At 68.2% G+C, this 16343-nt stretch carries 14 protein-coding genes and 1 pseudogene; 8 read left to right on the forward strand and 7 right to left on the reverse strand.

Translation table 11 applies throughout. The features are described 5' to 3' along the window. Positions 1 to 90: 90 nt before the first annotated feature. Positions 91 to 1578 carry an NAD(P)/FAD-dependent oxidoreductase gene (locus N415_RS04085; protein WP_068177451.1) on the forward strand — a complete coding sequence of 496 codons (1488 nt, stop codon included), beginning with the start codon at positions 91 to 93 and terminating at the stop codon, positions 1576 to 1578. On the opposite strand, the gene N415_RS04090 is transcribed toward N415_RS04085, so the two are convergent. Continuing rightward, the gene (locus tag N415_RS04090) at positions 1506 to 2948 is read right to left on the reverse strand and encodes a trypsin-like peptidase domain-containing protein (RefSeq protein WP_068177453.1); all 1443 of its coding nucleotides are present in this window, start codon (positions 2946 to 2948) and stop codon (positions 1506 to 1508) included. The two genes, N415_RS04085 and N415_RS04090, sit on opposite strands and share 73 nt — an antisense overlap. 149 nt (positions 2949 to 3097) lie before the next feature. Between N415_RS04090 and N415_RS04095 the strand changes: the two genes are divergently transcribed. Both N415_RS04095 and N415_RS04100 read left to right on the forward strand, forming a co-directional pair. Next, a complete protein-coding gene (locus N415_RS04095) occupies positions 3098 to 4123 on the forward strand; it encodes an NAD(P)H-dependent glycerol-3-phosphate dehydrogenase (RefSeq protein WP_152531235.1) in 1026 nt (341 codons plus the stop codon). Between the two features lie 232 nt (positions 4124 to 4355). Beyond that, positions 4356 to 5855 carry a SulP family inorganic anion transporter gene (locus N415_RS04100; protein ID WP_068177455.1) on the forward strand — a complete coding sequence of 500 codons (1500 nt, stop codon included), beginning with the start codon at positions 4356 to 4358 and terminating at the stop codon, positions 5853 to 5855. Positions 5856 to 5877: 22 nt separating this feature from the next. Here the strand turns inward: N415_RS04100 and N415_RS04105 are convergent. The 3 genes and pseudogenes from N415_RS04105 to grcC1 all read right to left on the reverse strand — a co-directional run. Beyond that, positions 5878 to 7296, reverse strand: a pseudogene (locus tag N415_RS04105) (PE family protein); the annotation flags it as partial. A gap of 97 nt (positions 7297 to 7393) precedes the next feature. Beyond that, on the reverse strand, positions 7394 to 8248 hold the full coding sequence (htpX, locus tag N415_RS04110; RefSeq protein WP_068177459.1) for a zinc metalloprotease HtpX: 855 nt from the start codon (positions 8246 to 8248) through the stop codon (positions 7394 to 7396). 71 nt (positions 8249 to 8319) lie between these two features. Next, the gene (gene grcC1, locus N415_RS04115; protein ID WP_068177462.1) at positions 8320 to 9327 is read right to left on the reverse strand and encodes a nonaprenyl/(2E,6E)-farnesyl/geranylgeranyl diphosphat synthase; all 1008 of its coding nucleotides are present in this window, start codon (positions 9325 to 9327) and stop codon (positions 8320 to 8322) included. Positions 9328 to 9342: 15 nt separating this feature from the next. On the opposite strand from grcC1, the gene menJ reads away from it, so the two are divergent. From menJ to N415_RS04130, 3 genes are all read left to right on the forward strand, one after another. Further along, positions 9343 to 10569 (forward strand): menaquinone reductase, encoded by a 1227-nt coding sequence (gene menJ / locus N415_RS04120; protein ID WP_152531233.1) that lies wholly within the window; start codon positions 9343 to 9345, stop codon positions 10567 to 10569. A 141-nt stretch (positions 10570 to 10710) separates the two neighbouring features. Beyond that, a complete protein-coding gene (locus tag N415_RS04125) occupies positions 10711 to 11388 on the forward strand; it encodes a class I SAM-dependent methyltransferase (protein ID WP_068177463.1) in 678 nt (225 codons plus the stop codon). A 26-nt stretch (positions 11389 to 11414) separates the two neighbouring features. After that, positions 11415 to 11750, forward strand: coding sequence for a DUF732 domain-containing protein (locus N415_RS04130; protein WP_068177465.1), 336 nt, complete (start codon positions 11415 to 11417; stop codon positions 11748 to 11750). Here the strand turns inward: N415_RS04130 and N415_RS04135 are convergent. From N415_RS04135 to N415_RS04145, 3 genes are read right to left on the reverse strand one after another with little or no spacing between them, the layout of a single operon-like run. Beyond that, a complete protein-coding gene (locus N415_RS04135; protein WP_068139389.1) occupies positions 11747 to 12442 on the reverse strand; it encodes a demethylmenaquinone methyltransferase in 696 nt (231 codons plus the stop codon). The genes N415_RS04130 and N415_RS04135 overlap by 4 nt on opposite strands. 18 nt (positions 12443 to 12460) lie before the next feature. Then, the gene (locus N415_RS04140; RefSeq protein ID WP_068177466.1) at positions 12461 to 13777 is read right to left on the reverse strand and encodes a DUF1214 domain-containing protein; all 1317 of its coding nucleotides are present in this window, start codon (positions 13775 to 13777) and stop codon (positions 12461 to 12463) included. After that, complete coding sequence (locus N415_RS04145) at positions 13767 to 14918, reverse strand: sulfotransferase (protein ID WP_068177467.1); 1152 nt, start codon at positions 14916 to 14918, stop codon at positions 13767 to 13769. Before N415_RS04145 ends, N415_RS04140 begins: the two co-directional genes overlap by 11 nt. Positions 14919 to 14995: 77 nt before the next feature. Here N415_RS04145 and N415_RS04150 point away from each other — a divergent pair, with 77 nt between their 5' ends. Together N415_RS04150 and N415_RS04155 are read left to right on the forward strand one after the other, a co-directional pair. Beyond that, positions 14996 to 15472 (forward strand): MarR family transcriptional regulator, encoded by a 477-nt coding sequence (locus N415_RS04150; RefSeq protein WP_239645442.1) that lies wholly within the window; start codon positions 14996 to 14998, stop codon positions 15470 to 15472. Positions 15473 to 15517: 45 nt separating this feature from the next. Next, the gene (locus N415_RS04155) at positions 15518 to 16342 is read left to right on the forward strand and encodes an SDR family oxidoreductase (protein WP_068177469.1); all 825 of its coding nucleotides are present in this window, start codon (positions 15518 to 15520) and stop codon (positions 16340 to 16342) included. Position 16343 lies beyond the last annotated feature (1 nt).

A 16343-nucleotide genomic window follows, 5' to 3' on the forward strand; every position in this document is an offset into this window, starting at 1 on the left:
CCGATCCGCGAGCCCAACGCCACTGCGAAATTTCGCGCCCTTTCTCGCAGTGTCGTTCGGCTCGCGGTGGTTGTCGAAGCGAGGTCCACGATGACGGTGACTCCGCAGCAGGTGGACCAGTTCGACGTCATCATCGTCGGCGCGGGGATCTCGGGCATCGACGCGGCCTACCGGATCACCGAGCGCAACCCGGGCGTTAGGTACACCATCCTGGAGCGGCGCGCGCAGATCGGCGGCACCTGGGACTTGTTCCGCTACCCCGGCGTTCGCTCCGACAGCAGCATGTTCACGCTGGCGTTTCCGTTCGAGCCGTGGAACCGGAAAGAGGGGATCGCCGACGGCGGCCACATCCGCGAGTATCTGAGCGCCACCGCGCGCAAGTACGGCATCGACCGCCACATCCGCTTCAACAGCCGTGTCCGCGCGGCGGATTGGGACTCGTCCACCGACACGTGGACGGTGACCGTCGAACAGGACGGGGCGAGTAGGACTTTGCGGGGGCGGTTCGTGTTCTTCGCCAGCGGCTACTACAACTACGACGAGGGCTACATGCCCGAGTTCCCCGGCATTGAGCACTTTGGTGGCACCGTCGCGCATCCCCAGCGCTGGCCCGAGGATTTGGACTACACCGGCAAGAAGGTCGTCGTCATCGGCAGCGGGGCGACCGCCGTCACGCTGATCCCGTCGATGGCCGAACGCGCAGGAAAAGTGACCATGCTGCAGCGATCGCCGACGTATCTGGTCTCGGCGTCCAAGTACGGCAAGGTCGCCCCGCTCGCTCGTAAGCTGTTGCCGCGCGGGGCTTCCCACCTGCTGCTCCGGACGCACACCGCGCTGATGGAGGCGGTGTTCGTTTTATTGTCCGGCAAGGCGCCGGGTTTCGTGAAGTGGCTGCTGCGGCGCAGGGCGATGAGCAAGCTGCCCGACGGCTATGCGGTCGACGTTCATTTCAAGCCCCGGTACAACCCGTGGGACCAGCGGATGTGTCTGATTCCCGACGCCGATTTCTTCAACGCGATCAAAGCCGGCCGCGCCGAGGTGGTCACCGACCGCATCGACCACTTCGATGCCACCGGGATCGCGCTCGAATCCGGTGCACACCTCGACGCCGACATCATCGTCACGGCGACCGGCCTGCAACTGCAGGCGCTGGGCGGGGCCGCCATCAGCCTCGACGGCGAACCGGTCGATCACCGCGACCGCTTCGTGTATAAGGCGCACATGCTGGAAGACGTGCCGAACCTGTTCTGGTGTGTGGGTTACACCAAGGCGTCGTGGACGCTGCGCGCCGACATTACCGCCCGGGCGACGGCAAAGTTGATGGCGCACATGGCTTCCCACGGCTACACGCACGCCTACCCACACCGGGGCAACGAGCCGATGGACGTCAAGCCGTCCTGGGACATCAAGGCCAACTACGTGAAGCGGTCCGGCCACGCGCTGCCCAAATCGGGCACCCGTCGGCCGTGGAACGTGCGGCAGAACTACTTCGCCGACGCCCTCGACTACCGCTTCGACCGCATCGAGGAGTCGATGGTGTTCGGCCGCGCGTCCGACCGGGCGTCGCTCGCGGGGTGAATTCGCGTCCCGCAATTGGGGCAGAACGTTTCGGCGGGGTGGTGTTCGGCCCCGCAGCTCGAGCAGAAGTGCGGTTCGGTCTCCGTCGGCGGTTCCGGGGGCTTGCGCGTAAACGGCCGGAAAGCCGAGATCCTGACCGGGGATAGCAGCGGCCGGCGCCCCCGAACCACCAGGAGTGTGAATCCCGCGCCCGCGGCAAGCACCAGCGCGACGCCACCGACGATGTACCACAACAGGTTTGCGCCGCTGAGCACCGAGAAGTCACCGTGCTGCTGGCGCAGGTTGGCCGCGCTGGTGCGGAGATCAGCCAGCCCGGGATAGTCGGGTGACATCGACAGCGTCTGGTCGAAGTCGTCGATCGCCTCGGTGTATTGGCCCGCGTAATAATGCTTGAGGCCCTTGCGGTAGTACGCGTCGGCGGGGCCCAACGTCGCCTTGACGCCCTTGCTCGCCATTATCGCGGCGAGGCCGTCGGCGGGCGCGATGAAGTTGAACGCCTGCGGTTCGCCGACGGGGGCGAAGCTGTTGATGCCGATCACCTTGCCGTTGAGGTCGACGGTCGGGCCACCGCTCATGCCCTCCGAGACCGCGGCATCGATCTCATACTCGGCGGCCGAACCCATGGTCGACTTCTTGCTGACCTTGCCGCTCTTGTTCGTCGGGTCCAGCGAGGGACCGGTGATGTTCTCGGTGCTCTGCGAAAACCCCACCGCCAGAACCGATGTGCCGATGCTGACGTCGGCGTCGGTCGCGAGCTCGGATGACGGCAGGTTGTGCTTGTCCACCTTGAGCAGGGCCACGTCGCCCTTGCCGAGCGGCCGGAAATCCACGACGCTGGCCGCGAGCTTGCCGGCGAGCTTGGTTCCGGTGCCGTACGACAGCGCCAGGCTGATTTCGGGACCCCGGTCGGGGGTCTCCCCTTCCACCCGCGCGTTCTTGCGCAGCCAGTCCAGGGTCGTGGCGGGATCCCGCGATTCGGGCGCGTCGGGGAACTGGGTGATGTATTCCTTGGCCGCGCGCTTGAGGATCAGCAGCTTGGCGCTCTCGGAATCGACGCAGTGTCCGGCCGTGGCCACCCAGCCGTCGGGGTTGACGACGAAACCGGTGCAGCTCCAGGTCGCGATGAACGGCATGGTGGTACCGGGGCCGAACTGAGACAGGATCTGGCCGTCGGGCAGCCGGACCGCGCCGTAGCTCTGGCCGGCGAGGTACATCACCGCCGGCCGGATCATGGCTGCCGCCCGTTCCTCGGGGTTGACGTGCGGACGGCCGTCGTCCGCGGCCGCGATGCCGGGCGAGCCGACCAACGCCCCAAGAACGGCCGCCGACAGCAATGCGGACACGCGGCCGCAACGGGCGCGTCCGGACATGCATCCTCCTCGTATGAACCTGTCCCTTGACGATCGGGCACGCCGGGCGGCGGAGGTAGGGGCGGAAGTCCTCTGCCGTCGGGTCCTTGGTTCCGAGAAACGCACAGTTGGTGAACTGCTTCTAAATCTCCGATGGCGGCAATACTGTGATCGCCATGGCTATGCGTGAACCGAACGTTGTCGTTCTCGGTGGCGGATCATGGGGAACCACCGTCGCGTCGATCTGCGCGCGCCGCGGGCCGACGCTGCAATGGGTGCGTTCGGAGGAAACCGCCAACGACATCAACGACAACCATCGCAACACGCGCTACCTCGGCGAGGGTGTCGAACTGAGCTCGACGCTGCGCGCCACCAGCGATTTTGCCGAGGCCGCCAGCTGCGCCGACGTCGTCGTCATGGGCGTGCCGTCGCATGGCTTCCGCGGGGTCCTCACCGAACTGGCCAAGGAGCTGCGGCCCTGGGTGCCGGTCGTCTCGCTGGTCAAGGGGCTCGAGCAGGGCACCAACATGCGGATGTCGCAGATCATCGAGGAGGTGCTGCCCGGCCACCCGGCGGGCATCCTGGCCGGGCCGAACATCGCGCGCGAGGTGGGCGAGGGCTACGCCGCCGCGGCGGTGCTGGCGATGCCCGACCAACACCTGGCGACCCGGCTGTCGGGCCTGTTCCGCACCCGGCGGTTCCGCGTGTACACCACCGACGACGTCATCGGCGTCGAGTTGGCCGGCGCGCTGAAGAACGTCTACGCCATCGCCGTCGGGATGGGCTATTCGCTGGGGATCGGGGAGAACACCCGCGCGCTGGTGATCGCGCGTGCGCTGCGCGAGATGACGAAGCTCGGGGTGGCTATGGGTGGCAATCCCGACACCTTCCCCGGGCTGGCGGGGCTCGGTGACCTGATCGTGACCTGCACGAGCCAGCGCAGCCGCAATCGCCACGTTGGCGAACAGCTCGGCGCCGGCAAGCCGATCGACGAGATCATCGCCTCGATGAACCAGGTCGCCGAGGGCGTCAAGGCCGCCAGCGTGATCACCGAGTTCGCCAATGAGTTTGGCCTGAACATGCCCATCGCCCGCGAGGTCGACGCGGTGATCAACCACGGCTCGACCGTCGAGCAGGCCTACCGCGGCCTGATGGTCGAGGTTCCGGGGCACGAAGTCCACGGGTCGGGCTTCTGATTCGTCAACCAAACAGCTCGTAACGAAATTATTTGCATTCCATATGCGCCCGCGCGGTCGGCTTGACCCGCGCTTCGTCGCGCCAATACCGTCGAACGAGGCAGCCAGGCCCTGACGGCCGGATCGCGCAGTTGTAATCGCCTGTGCGCCAACAAGCTACGCCGTCGTAGCCAAGTGCAATTACGGGGCTCGGAACATTCCCCGCTTACACCCAACGAGTGGAAAGCGACCGATGCAAGACATTCAAATGGAACGCATACGATCCATCCTCCGACACGACCTGCCCTCGTCCCTGGTGGTTTTCCTGGTCGCACTGCCGTTGTCGCTGGGGATCGCGATCGCCTCGAACGCGCCGGTGCTGGCAGGGCTGATCGCCGCGATCGTGGGGGGAATCATTGTCGGGTCCCTCGGCGGATCGCCGCTGCAGGTGAGCGGTCCCGCCGCCGGCCTGACGGTGGTGGTCGCGGGCCTCATCTCCGACTTCGGTTGGGGCGTAACGTGTCTGATCACCGCCGCCGCGGGCGTGCTCCAGATTCTGTTGGGCCTCAGTCGTGTTGCGCGCGCCGCGCTGGCGATCTCACCGGTCGTCGTGCACGCCATGTTGGCCGGAATCGGGATCACCATTGCGCTGCAGCAGGCGCACGTCTTGCTGGGCGGAAAATCCAAAAGCACGGCCTGGCACAACCTGATCGGCCTGCCCGGCCAGATCATCGATGCACATCGGCCCGGGGCGCTGCTGGGCGCGCTGGTGATCGTCATCCTGATCGCCTGGCGCTGGGTACCGGCTCGGCTGCGCTTCGTGCCGGGACCGCTGGTGGCCATCGTTGCGGTGACGGTGATCTCGCTGGTCTTGCCGTTCCATGTGCGGCGGATCGAGATCGACGAGTCGCCGCTGAATGCGCTGCGGCTGCCCGACATTCCGCACGGCAACTGGGGCGCGGTGGCCATCGGCGTCATCACCGTCACGCTGATCGCCAGCGTGGAAAGCCTGCTGTCGGCGGTTTCGGTGGACCGGATGCACAATGGCCCGCGCACCAACTTCGACCGCGAGTTGATCGGGCAGGGCACCGCGAATTTCGTGTCGGGGACCATCGGCGGCCTTCCGGTAACCGGTGTAATCGTCCGCAGCTCAACCAATGTCAACGCGGGCGCCAAATCCCGCGCCTCCTCGATCATGCACGGCGTGTGGATCCTGCTGTTCACGGTTCCGTTCGCGGAACTGGTCGAGCAGATCCCGACGGCGGCGCTGGCCGGCCTGCTGATCGTCATCGGCATTCAGCTGCTGAAGCCGGCGCACATCGAAACGGCAATGAAGCACGGGGATCTCGCCGTCTACGTCGTGACCGCGGTCAGCGTCGTCTTCCTCAACCTGCTGCACGGGGTGATGATCGGGCTCGCCCTGGCCGTCGTGTTGACCGGATGGCGGGTGATCCGGGTCAAGGTCGAGGCCACGCCGGTGGGCGACGACTGGCGGGTGGTGATCGAGGGTCCGGCCTGCACCTTCCTCGCCCTGCCCCGGCTGACCCGCGTGCTGGCGTCCATCCCGACCGGAGCCCTTGTCACGGTGGACATTTCGACTCAGTACCTCGACCATGCCGCGCATCAGGCGATTACCGATTGGCAGCGCCAGTACGAGGCGACGGGCGGCACGGTGCGGATCGAGGGGTTGGCCGAGACCGGCGGGCGCACGGGTGATCTGGTCGAGCACCAAAGGCCCGAAGCCGCCGCCTGATTGGCTACTGCTGCCCCGGCGGCCCGTCCAAGCCAAGCAAGATGCCGCCGGTCCCGCCGACTCCGGGTGACTGCTTCACTGGGGCTTGTCCGGAACTTCCGCCGACGCCGCCGTTGCCGATCAGCTGTGCATTGCCGCCGTTGCCGCCGAAGCCACCGACAATCCCGCCGACACCGCCTTCGCCGCCGGCGCCGCCGTTGCCGATCAGCGCGCCCTTCCCACCGTTGCCGCCGTTGCCGGCATTCGCGATGACGGATTCGCCGCCGGAGCCCCCGGCTCCACCATCGCCGAATACCAAACCGGCGGCTCCGCCGTCGCCTCCGTCTCCTGCGCGGCCACCTGCCCCGCCGATCCCGCCGGCGCCGCCGTTCCCGCCCAGCAGGCCGCCAGCGCCGCCGGTACCCCCGTGACCGCCGAAGGCGAAGCCGGAGGTGGTCAGAGCGGCCCCGCCGGCACCGCCGGCGCCGCCGGACGCGAGGAACCCGCCCGCCCCGCCGGTTCCGCCGGATCCGCCGACTCCATCTCCGATCGAGTTTCCGAACGAGGCGCCGCCGGCGCCCCCGGCCCCGCCGGCGGCAAACAACCCCCCGGCACCGCCCGCGCCACCGTTGCCGCCAAGGTCGAGTGCCGAGCCGCCGGCGCCTCCGACGCCGCCGCGCGCAAACGCGCCGCCGGCCCCGCCCGGGCCACCGTTTCCTCCCGAGGCGGTGTTGCCGTTCGTTGCGCCGCCGTTCCCGCCGGCCCCGCCGGCGGCGAAGAGCCCACCGGCACCACCGGCTCCGCCGCTCCCGCCACTTAACCCGCTCGTCCCGAAACCGCCGATTCCCCCGGCGCCGCCGTGGCCACCGAGCAATCCGCCCGCCCCGCCGTTGCCGCCGTTGCCGGCGGCGTTGATCGCGCTTGAGGCCCCACCGACCCCTCCGGCGCCGCCGGTGCCACCGAAGAGTCCGCCCGCGCCGCCGTTGCCGCCGTTGTGACCGGATGAGCCGGATCCGCCCGCCCCGCCATTACCGATCAACCACCCGCCATCGCCGCCGTTCGCCCCTGAGCCCGGTGCGCCGTTGGCGCCGTTGCCGATCAACGGCCGCCCGGTGAGCAGCTGGCTGGGGGTGTTGATGACGGCGAGGATGTCTTTCTCGAGGATCTGCAGCGGGCTGGTGTTGGCCGCCTCGGCGAGGGCGTATTGCGCGCCGCCGGCGTTCAGCAGCTGAGTGAACTGCTGATGAAACGACGCCGCCTGGGCGCCGAGCGCCTGATAGGCCTGCCCGTATTCGGCAAACAGCGACGACACGGCCGCCGAGACCTCGTCAGCTCCGGCGGCGAGGATGTCCGTCGTCGGCGCGGCGGCGGCCGCATGCGCGGCGTTCAGCGTGTCGCCAAGGGTTTCCAAATCCCCGGCCGCCGAGGTAAACATCTCCGGAATCGCCACTAGCAAAGACATCGTTTCCTCCGACCTTCGGGACCAGGCGAGCGCGTGAGTCAGAGGTTAGGGGCGATCGGCGCCGAGCGAATCAGGGAATTCCCTATAGTTTCGGCGCCTACCCGCGCGCCATCGCCTCGAGCCGGCGGATGCGGTCCTCGATCGGCGGGTGCGTCGAGAACATCGAACCGATCCGCTCGCCCGCGCGGAACGGGTTGGCGATCATCAGGTGCGCCTGGCTGGCCAACTGCGGTTCGGGCGGCAGTGGTGCCACCTGAACCCCGCCCGAGATCTTGCGCAACGCCGACGCCAGCGCCAGCGGGTCACCCGTCAGCACGGCGCCCGACTCGTCGGCCTGGTACTCGCGCGACCGGGACACGGCCAGCCGGACCACGGTCGCGGCGATCGGGCCAAGCAACGAAACCAGCAGCAGTGCAAAGGGATTCTCGCCCTCGCGGTTTCCGCCGCCGAAGAACATCGCCATGTAGGACAGGGCGGTGATCACCGATGCCATCGCCCCGGCAATGCAGGAGATCAGGATGTCGCGGTTGTAGACGTGCGAAAGCTCATGGCCCAGCACGGCGCGCAGCTCCCGCTCGTTGAGGATCCCCAAAATGCCCGTGGTGCAGCACACCGCCGCGTTGCGCGGGTTGCGTCCGGTGGCGAACGCGTTGGGCGCGTTGGTGTCGCTGATGTACAGCCGCGGCATCGGCTGGTGCGCAGCCGTGGCCAGCTCGCGCACAATCCGGTACATCACCGGCGCCTGCAGCTCGGAAACCGGCTGCGCGTGCATGGCCCGCAGCGCCAGCTTGTCGCTGTTGAAGTACGTGTAGGCGTTCATGCCGATGGCGAACAGCACCGCCAGCCACATCGCCGTTCGGCCGAACAGCGAGCCGACAAACACGATCAACGCGGACATGCCGACCAACAGGGCGAAGGTCTTCAGCCAGTTGGCATGCGGATGCCAGGTCATCGATGTCCTCCTAAGGCATTACCTATCGCCCATTGAACGCCCAAAGAGGCGGTCGAGGTTCCGCTGACCCGCTAACCGTGCCGGCTCACCGTGTAATCGACCAGCGTCTGAAGGGCACGCCGCCCGGGGAGATCGGGCAATAGGTCCAGCTCCCGGCGCGCCTGCGCCGCGTACTGCACCAGGAAATCCTTCGCCTTGGCCATCCCGGGTGACGCCCGTAACAGCGCCAGAGCCTCGGCCACCGCCGCGTCGTCCTCGACGGGCCCGGACAACAGCTCGCGCAGCCTCGGCGCCTCGGGTCCCGTCTCCCGCAGCGCATAGAGCATCGGCAGGGTGTGCACCCCTTCGCGGATATCGGTCCCGGGCAGCTTGCCCGACTCGTCGGAGTCGCTGTCGATGTCGATGATGTCGTCGGAGATCTGGAACGCCGTGCCGACGACGCCGCCCAGGCGGCTCAGCCGCTCGACCTGGTCGGCGTCGGCGCCGGAGAACATCGCACCGAACTGCCCCGCCGCGGCTATCAGGCACGCCGTCTTCTCGTACACCACCTTCAGGTAGTGCTCGACCGGATCCGCCCCCTCCGCCGCCCCGCGACCCTCGCGCATCTGGCCGGTGACCAGCTGGGCGAACGTCTCGGCGATGAGCCGCACCGCATCCGGACCCAGCCGGGACACCAGCCGTGACGCCGTCGCGAATAGATAGTCACCGGCCAGGATCGCGACGTTGTTGCCCCAGCGTACGTTGGCGGTGGGCGTGCCCCGACGGACCTCGGCCTCGTCCATCACGTCGTCGTGGTAGAGCGTCGCCAGGTGCACCAGTTCGATGACCGCGCCGGCGATCGTCACCTCCGGGGCGTCCGGCTTGGGTCCGAGCTGCGCCGACAACACGGTGAACAACGGCCGGAACCGCTTGCCGCCGGCCTTGAACAGGTAGGTCAACGAGTCGGTCATCACCGCGTCCGCGCTGCGCAGCTCGGTGTCCATGAGCTGCTCGATCCGCCCGACACCGTCCCGCACGGTCGCGGCGAAAGCGGCATCTCCGAAGTCGATGCCCGCCACCACCGTCGCCGGAGTACTCACGCGACCAACATACTGGTGAGCGTGAACGTCGGAGCCGACCTGGTGGTCGTGGGCGCCGGACCTGCCGGTTCGGCCGCGGCCGCCTGGGCCGCCCGCGGGGGCACCGACGTGCTGGTCATCGATTCCGCCAGCTTCCCCCGCGACAAGGCCTGCGGCGACGGCCTGACCCCGCGCGCCGTCGCCGAGCTCGAACGCCTGGGGCTGGGCGACTGGCTCGACACCCGCATCCGGCACCGGGGCTTGAGGATGAGCGGATTCGGCGGCGAGGTGGAGGTCGACTGGCCGGGCCCGTCGTTCCCGTCCACCGGCAGCGCGGTGGCCCGCCTCGAGCTCGACGACCGGATCCGCAAGTGCGCCGAGGATTCCGGGGCGCGGATGCTGCTGGGCGTCAAAGCCGTTGCCGCGCATCATGACTCGTCGAGGCGGGTGGTATCGCTCAAGCTGGCCGACGGCACCGAGGTGGGATGCCGACGGTTGATCGTTGCCGACGGCGCCCGCTCGCCGCTGGGCCGCAAGCTGGGCCGGCGCTGGCATCAGGAGACGGTCTATGGCGTCGCCGCCCGCGGGTATCTGACCACCCCCCGCGCCGACGACCCGTGGCTGACGTCGCACCTAGAACTCCGCTCCCCGGATGGCGCCGTGCTGCCCGGCTACGGCTGGATCTTCCCCCTGGGCAACGGCGAGGTGAACATCGGCGTCGGGGCGTTGTCGACCTCGAAGCGGCCGGCCGACCTGGCGCTGCGCCCGCTGATCTCGTACTACGCCGACCTGCGCCGCGACGAGTGGGGCTTTTCCGGCGAGCCGCGGGCGGTGTCGTCGGCGCTGCTGCCGATGGGCGGCGCGGTCTCCGGCGTGGCCGGGCCGAACTGGATGCTGATCGGCGACGCTGCGGCCTGCGTCAACCCGCTGAACGGCGAGGGCATCGACTACGGCCTCGAGACGGGGCGGCTGGCCGCCGAGCTGCTGGACTGTGCCGACCTGTCGCGGGTGTGGCCGTCGCTGCTGCAGGACCACTACGCCCGCGGCTTCTCGGTGGCCCGCCGGCTGGCGCTGCTGCTGACCTTCCAGCGGTTCCTGCCCACCACCGGGCCGATCGCGATGCGCTCATCGCGGCTGATGACCATCGCCGTGCGGGTGATGGCCAACCTGGTCACCGACGACGACGCCGACTGGGTGGCGCGGGCCTGGCGTAGTGGCGGGCGGCTGTCGCGGCTGATGGATCGCCGAACGCCGTTCAGCTGAGTTCGGTTCGCGAGCTGGGGGTACCTCCCGCTTGCGGGGGAACGCAAAAGTCCCCATTTCGCAGCCGAATTGGAGGCTTTTGTGTCTGTTCGCCGTATCAACCCTATTGACATGTATCAACCTGATTGATATATCTAGGGCATGACTCAACCAACCGATTTCGAATTCGAAAGCGCCTATCGCGGCGAATCACCGTTCGGTGCGGGCGTGCGTCCGCCGTGGAGCATCGGCGCCCCGCAACCCGAGCTGGCCGCCCTGATCGAGCAGGGCAGGTTCCACGGCGACGTGTTGGACGTGGGCTGCGGGGAGGCCGCGATCTCGCTGGCGCTGGCCGAGCGCGGATACACCACGGTGGGGCTCGACCTCTCGCCCACCGCGATCGACCTGGCGCAGCGCGAGGCCGAGAAGCGGGGCCTGACCAACGTCACCTTCCAGGTGGCCGACATCAGCGACTTCACCGGTTTTGACGGCCGGTTCGGCACGATCGTCGACTCGACGCTGTTCCACTCGATTCCGGTCGAGGCACGCGAGGGGTACCAGCAGTCGATCCGGCGGGCCGCCGCACCGGGCGCCTCCTACTTCGCCCTGGTCTTCGACAAGGCCGCGATCCCCGAGGGCCCCATCAACGCCGTCACCGCCGACGAGCTGCGCGACGTGGTGGCCAAGTACTGGGTCGTCGACGAGATCAGGCCGGCGCGCATCTACGCCAACCTGCCCGAGGGCGCGGTCGTGGACCTGCCGTTCGTCGACGTGCGCGACGAGCCCGACGGCCGCAAGTCGGTGGGCGCCTGGCTGCTCTCCGCGCACCTGGGCTCCTAGAACAAACCCGGTGTATAGTCCGGCTAATGAAGGCTTCGAGGCTGGCTTCTCTCATCGCCATGGCGGGCGCCGCTGTCGCACTGGCGGCGCCCGCGCAGGCCGATGACTACGACTACGTGTTCAAGAGCACGGTCAACAAGTTCGGCGTGTACGGTCCGCAGGACCAGCTCGCCTGGTTGGCGAAGATCAGCTGTGAGCGGATCGGCCGGGGCGTGGACGGCGACCCGTACAAGTCGGCCACCTTCGTCCAGCGCAACCTGCCCCGGGGCACCACCGAGGGCCAGGCGTTCCAGTTCCTGGGCGCCGCGATCGACCACTACTGCCCCGACCAGGTCGGCTTCATCCAGCGGGCCGGCAGCTAGACGCGATCCGGCTTGTACCCGGCGTGCAACGCCACGATGCCGCCGGTCAGGTTGCGCCAGCGCACCGCCGACCACCCGGCCGCTGAAATTCGGTGCGCCAGCGTCGGCTGGTCGGGCCAGGCCCTGATCGACTCCGCGAGGTACACGTAGGCGTCGGGGTTGGACGACACCGCCCGCGCCACCCTCGGCAGCGCCCGCATCAGGTACTCCTTGTAGACGGTGGCGAAAAGCGCGTTGGTGGGCGTGGAGAATTCGCACACCACCAGCCGGCCGCCGGGCCGGGTGACGCGGAACATCTCGCGCAGCGCCGCCTGCTGGTCGGCCACGTTGCGCAACCCGAAGCTGATGGTGACCGCGTCGAACACCGCGTCGCCGAACGGCAGCTTGGTGGCGTCACCGGCGACCTTCGGCACCTGGCGACCCGCCCCCGCCGCGAGCATCCCGACGGAGAAATCCGCGGCCACGCACCACGCCCCGGATTTCCTCAGCTCCACGGTCGACACCGCGGTGCCCGCGGCCAGGTCCAGCACCCGCTGGCCCGGGCCGAGCCGCAGCGCCGAGCGGGTAGCCCGCCGCCAGTACCGGTCCTGCCCCAGCGACAGCACGGTGTTGGTCACGTCGTAGCGGCGGGCGACCCCGTCGAACATCGATGCGACATCCCGGGGGTTCTTGTCCAACGCCGCGCGGCTCACCGCCCCGACGCTACCGGGTCAATATTGTCGGTACCTTCGCTGGACGTGTTCCTGGCGGACCCGGATCTGCTCTCGGCGCTCCTCGGGAGTGACGGCGCGGGTGGTCGCCGGAAGGTGTTGACGCACGTCGGCCAGCGGCACCTTGGTGACCGTCGCCTTCGGCAATTGGGGCGGGGGCGTGGAGTACGTCCACCGCAGGGCCAGAAACCCGCCGCGGTGCCCAGCGGTGTCGAGCCAGTTCGGCACGCCGGGGTCGCGGTGGGCGACCACGTAGCGGAAGGTCCCGTCCGGGTCCGGCTCGGCCTGAAACCCGTTCAGGCTGCTGATGTGGTTGGCGTAATCGAGTGACTCGCCCCAGAGGTTCGACAGGTGAAAGCCCATGTAGGCCGGCGCCACCGGGACGGCGACCTCGATGAGCAGGGCCTCGTCTTGCTCGAGGTCGAATACGCCGCCGGAGTAGACGTTGGTGCTTTGCCCGCCGCCCATGGCGAGGTTGGCGAGCGCCGGCTCGTTGAGGGCGTTGCGCGGCATCAGGGTGAACCCGTCACCGTTCTTGTCGCCGTGCGCCTCCAACACCACGTCGTAGAACTCGTTCCAGAACCTCATCTGGTTTTCCACGATCGAGCCGACGCGACGGAGGTGATCGGCCGCCGCGGCCGGGTCGAGCGGCGCCGGGCTTTCGCCCTCCTTGCCCAGCTGCACGATGTGCAGCTCGGGTGATTCCTCGCGTTCCCAGTCGTGAAAGAGTATGCGCGCGATCAGAAATCGTGCCGTTTGGGTGCCGTCGTCCGTGGCCGTGGCGATGAAGTTGCCGGTGCGGCCGGCCGGCCGCCGGGGAGCCAGCAGGATCTCGAAGCGACCGTCGTCGTCGACGACGAGGTCGGCGAGGTCCAACGATCCGGTGACGGCGCGCCCGCCCGGGACGAGCTCGGCGAGGCTGCCGGTGTCGCCGGCGTACACGGTGTGGGCCTCAAAGATGATGTACTGCGGGGCCTTTCGGCGGTCTCCGACGGCGAGCCGGCCGCGCACCCGGTAGTCCTTGGCGCCGTCGATGGCGGCCGAAAGGTACAGGGCGTCGGCGTTGTCGATGGTGGCCTTGTCGAGTGGTTGGATGGCGCGCCGGAAATACGGGAACTCGGGATCCTCGAAGAACGCCCGCTCGATGGCGCTGAACACGAAGCCGAGCAGGTAGCGGTGCCCCTCCGCCAGGCCCTGTTCGGTCGGCGGTGGCGCGTGCAGCTCGTCGGAGTCGACGGCGTCGCGGGCCCGGTTGAGGGCGTCGATCATGTCCGCCCAGGCCGCGCGGAGTTCGACCCGGGTCGATTCAGTGGACATTCGCGTCCTCTCCTTCGGTGTCCCACTGGTATTCGTCGAACAGGGCGGCCAGGCGGGTGTGGATCTCGCGGGGGTCGAGGCCGAATTCCTCGAGGCTGTAGCGGTGGGCCGATTCGTGCCCACCGCCCGCCGACCGGAATGCCTTGGCGGCCTTCGGTCCCAGGTCGAGCTCCAGTTCCCGGTAGATGCGGCGCATGGTGTCCTCGGGTTGCGCGATCAGCTCGCGATAGTCGACGACGACCGAGCGAACCTCGGGGTGCCTGGCCAGAACGTCAAGCGGGCGTTGGTAGGTGTCGAACGATTGATCGGCCAAGACGCGCAGCGACTTCGCGATCAGGCGTTCGTCGCGCCCGCGCAGGCCCCATTCGGTCTTCAGCATCTTGAGCAGGCTCGGGATCGTCTCGTCGGGATTACGCATGGGCACAATGAATCTCGCGTCGGGGAATGTCTCGATCAGGGATTCGACGCGCCCGCAGAAGGTGGGGTTCTTGCTGAGGTGTGTGCCGCCGCCGTTGAGCGCGATTTGTCGCCGGACGCATTCGGAGTAGAAGTCCATCACCCGGCGCCGCTTGCGTTCGGGCCATTGGTCGACGTGGTAGAAGTCGAGCTCACCCATGAAGGGGAATATCACGATCCAGAAGCCCGAGCACAGCGACCAGGTGAGAAAGAAGTCGTCCTCTTCGGGGACGAAGAAGCCGGTCTTGTGCATGTCGTCGGTCGCGGCGAACCGTTGCTCCTCGATCTCGTCGAGGCGGTGGCGCAGACGCCTGCCGAACACCGCGGCATCGACCCGAAACAGCAGGCGCAGCAACCGCTTTTCCAGCAGCGACGGGAAGAACAGCTCGTACATCAGGGCATAGCTGAACTGGGGGTCGGCGGCCATCAGCCGATGCAGGTAGGTCGTGCCGCTTCGGGCGTGCCCGATGCAAAACGTCGGCCCGGTCACCCGCGTGCGGCGCAGTGTTGGGAAGAGGATCGGGTCGAGGGCGAAGCACACGGCGTGGATGGCGGCGACGAGCGGAACGCCGAGGAGGAATGCGAAGTAGCGCGACCAGCGCTTCGACGCCGGTGGATCCCGGCGCAACAGCCCGAGCATCGTCCGGTAATTGGGCCAGTCGAAGTAGAAGCGCGTGCCCGGCATGAAACCTCCTCAGCGCGAGCTGATTTCGGGCAGGCTATCGCCATATATTTGACATTGTCAAGTATATCTTTGATACCGTGACGGCTGTGACGTACGCGCCCAAGCTGGACTCCGTGGATTCCATCAGCGCTGCGCTTTCGCGAGTGGTGCGGCTCAGCGTGAGTCGTTCGGCGTTCGCGCGGCAGGCGTCGGCGGCGGACACCGAGCTGTCACAGCCGTCGTACATGCTGCTGCGCGTGTTGATCGATGAGGGACCCCTGCCGATCGGGCGCCTGGCGACCATGGCGCACATGGACGTCGGGATGGCCACTCGCCGGGTGCGGGCGCTGGCCGACGCGGGGCTGGTGACGCGGCGCGCCGATCCGGGAGACGGGCGCGTATCGGTGATCGCGACGACGCCGGACGGCGAACGCGCCGCGGGATCGCTGCACGAGGTGCGACGGGAGCACCTGGCCCGGGCGCTTTCGGGTTGGTCGGCGGCCGAGCTCCAGCAGTTCGACCGGCTGTTGACGAAGTTCCTCGAGGACACGACGAAGACACCGATCAAGGCCTAGCGGCTCCGCGGGAATGGGACGCCGGTGAATGCGTTATAGGGCTGCGTGAGCGAAAAAGTTTGGTTTATCACCGGTACATCACGAGGCTTCGGACGAGACTGGGCGATCGCCGCGTTGGAGCGCGGCGACAAGGTCGCCGCGACGGCACGCAACATTGCGACGCTGGATGACCTGGTCGACAAGTACGGCGACGCGCTGCTGCCGATTCAGTTGGACGTCACGGATCGCGACGGGGACTTCGCGGCGGTCAAGCGGGCCCACGATCACTTCGGGCGCCTGGACATCGTCGTGAACAACGCCGGCTACGGCCACTTCGGGTTCATCGAGGAGCTGTCCGAGCAAGAGGCGCGTGCCCAGATCGAGACCAACGTGTTCGGCGCGCTGTGGGTGACCCAGGCGGCGTTGCCGTACCTGCGCGAGCAGCGCAGCGGGCACATCATCCAGGTGTCCTCGATCGGCGGCATCGTCGCGTTCCCGTTGGTCGGCATCTACCACGCGTCGAAGTGGGCGCTGGAGGGCTTCTCGCAGGCGCTGGCCCTGGAGGTCGCGCCGTTCGGCATCCACGTCACGCTCGTCGAGCCGGGGGGCTTCGACACCGACTGGGCGGGAGCGTCGGCCAAGCACTCCGAGCCCCTGCCGGCATACGACGAGGTTCGCGCCGCCGTCCTGGCTGAGCGCAGCAAGCGATGGGCCAGCCCTGGCGACCCGTCCGCCTCGGCGGCCGCGCTACTAAAGGTGGTGGACGCCGACGAGCCGCCACTGCGGGTGTTCTTCGGCGCCAGCCCGCTGCAAACGGCGAAGGCCGATTATGAGAGCCGGCTACGCAATTGGGAGCAGTGGCAGTCCGTCGCGGAGTTGGCGCAGGGGTAGC

It is taken from the genome of Mycobacterium sp. UM_CSW (genome assembly GCF_000455205.1).
Lineage (GTDB): Bacteria > Actinomycetota > Actinomycetes > Mycobacteriales > Mycobacteriaceae > Mycobacterium.

Coding starts and splice junctions, on each gene's coding strand:
- N415_RS04085 (WP_068177451.1), top strand. CDS start 91: ATGACGGTGACTCCGCAGCAGGTGGACCAGTTCGACGTCATCATCGTC.
- N415_RS04090 (WP_068177453.1), bottom strand. CDS start 2,948: ATGTCCGGACGCGCCCGTTGCGGCCGCGTGTCCGCATTGCTGTCGGCG.
- N415_RS04100 (WP_068177455.1), top strand. CDS start 4,356: ATGCAAGACATTCAAATGGAACGCATACGATCCATCCTCCGACACGAC.
- htpX (WP_068177459.1), bottom strand. CDS start 8,248: ATGACCTGGCATCCGCATGCCAACTGGCTGAAGACCTTCGCCCTGTTG.
- N415_RS04125 (WP_068177463.1), top strand. CDS start 10,711: ATGACTCAACCAACCGATTTCGAATTCGAAAGCGCCTATCGCGGCGAA.
- N415_RS04130 (WP_068177465.1), top strand. CDS start 11,415: ATGAAGGCTTCGAGGCTGGCTTCTCTCATCGCCATGGCGGGCGCCGCT.
- N415_RS04140 (WP_068177466.1), bottom strand. CDS start 13,777: ATGTCCACTGAATCGACCCGGGTCGAACTCCGCGCGGCCTGGGCGGAC.
- N415_RS04145 (WP_068177467.1), bottom strand. CDS start 14,918: ATGCCGGGCACGCGCTTCTACTTCGACTGGCCCAATTACCGGACGATG.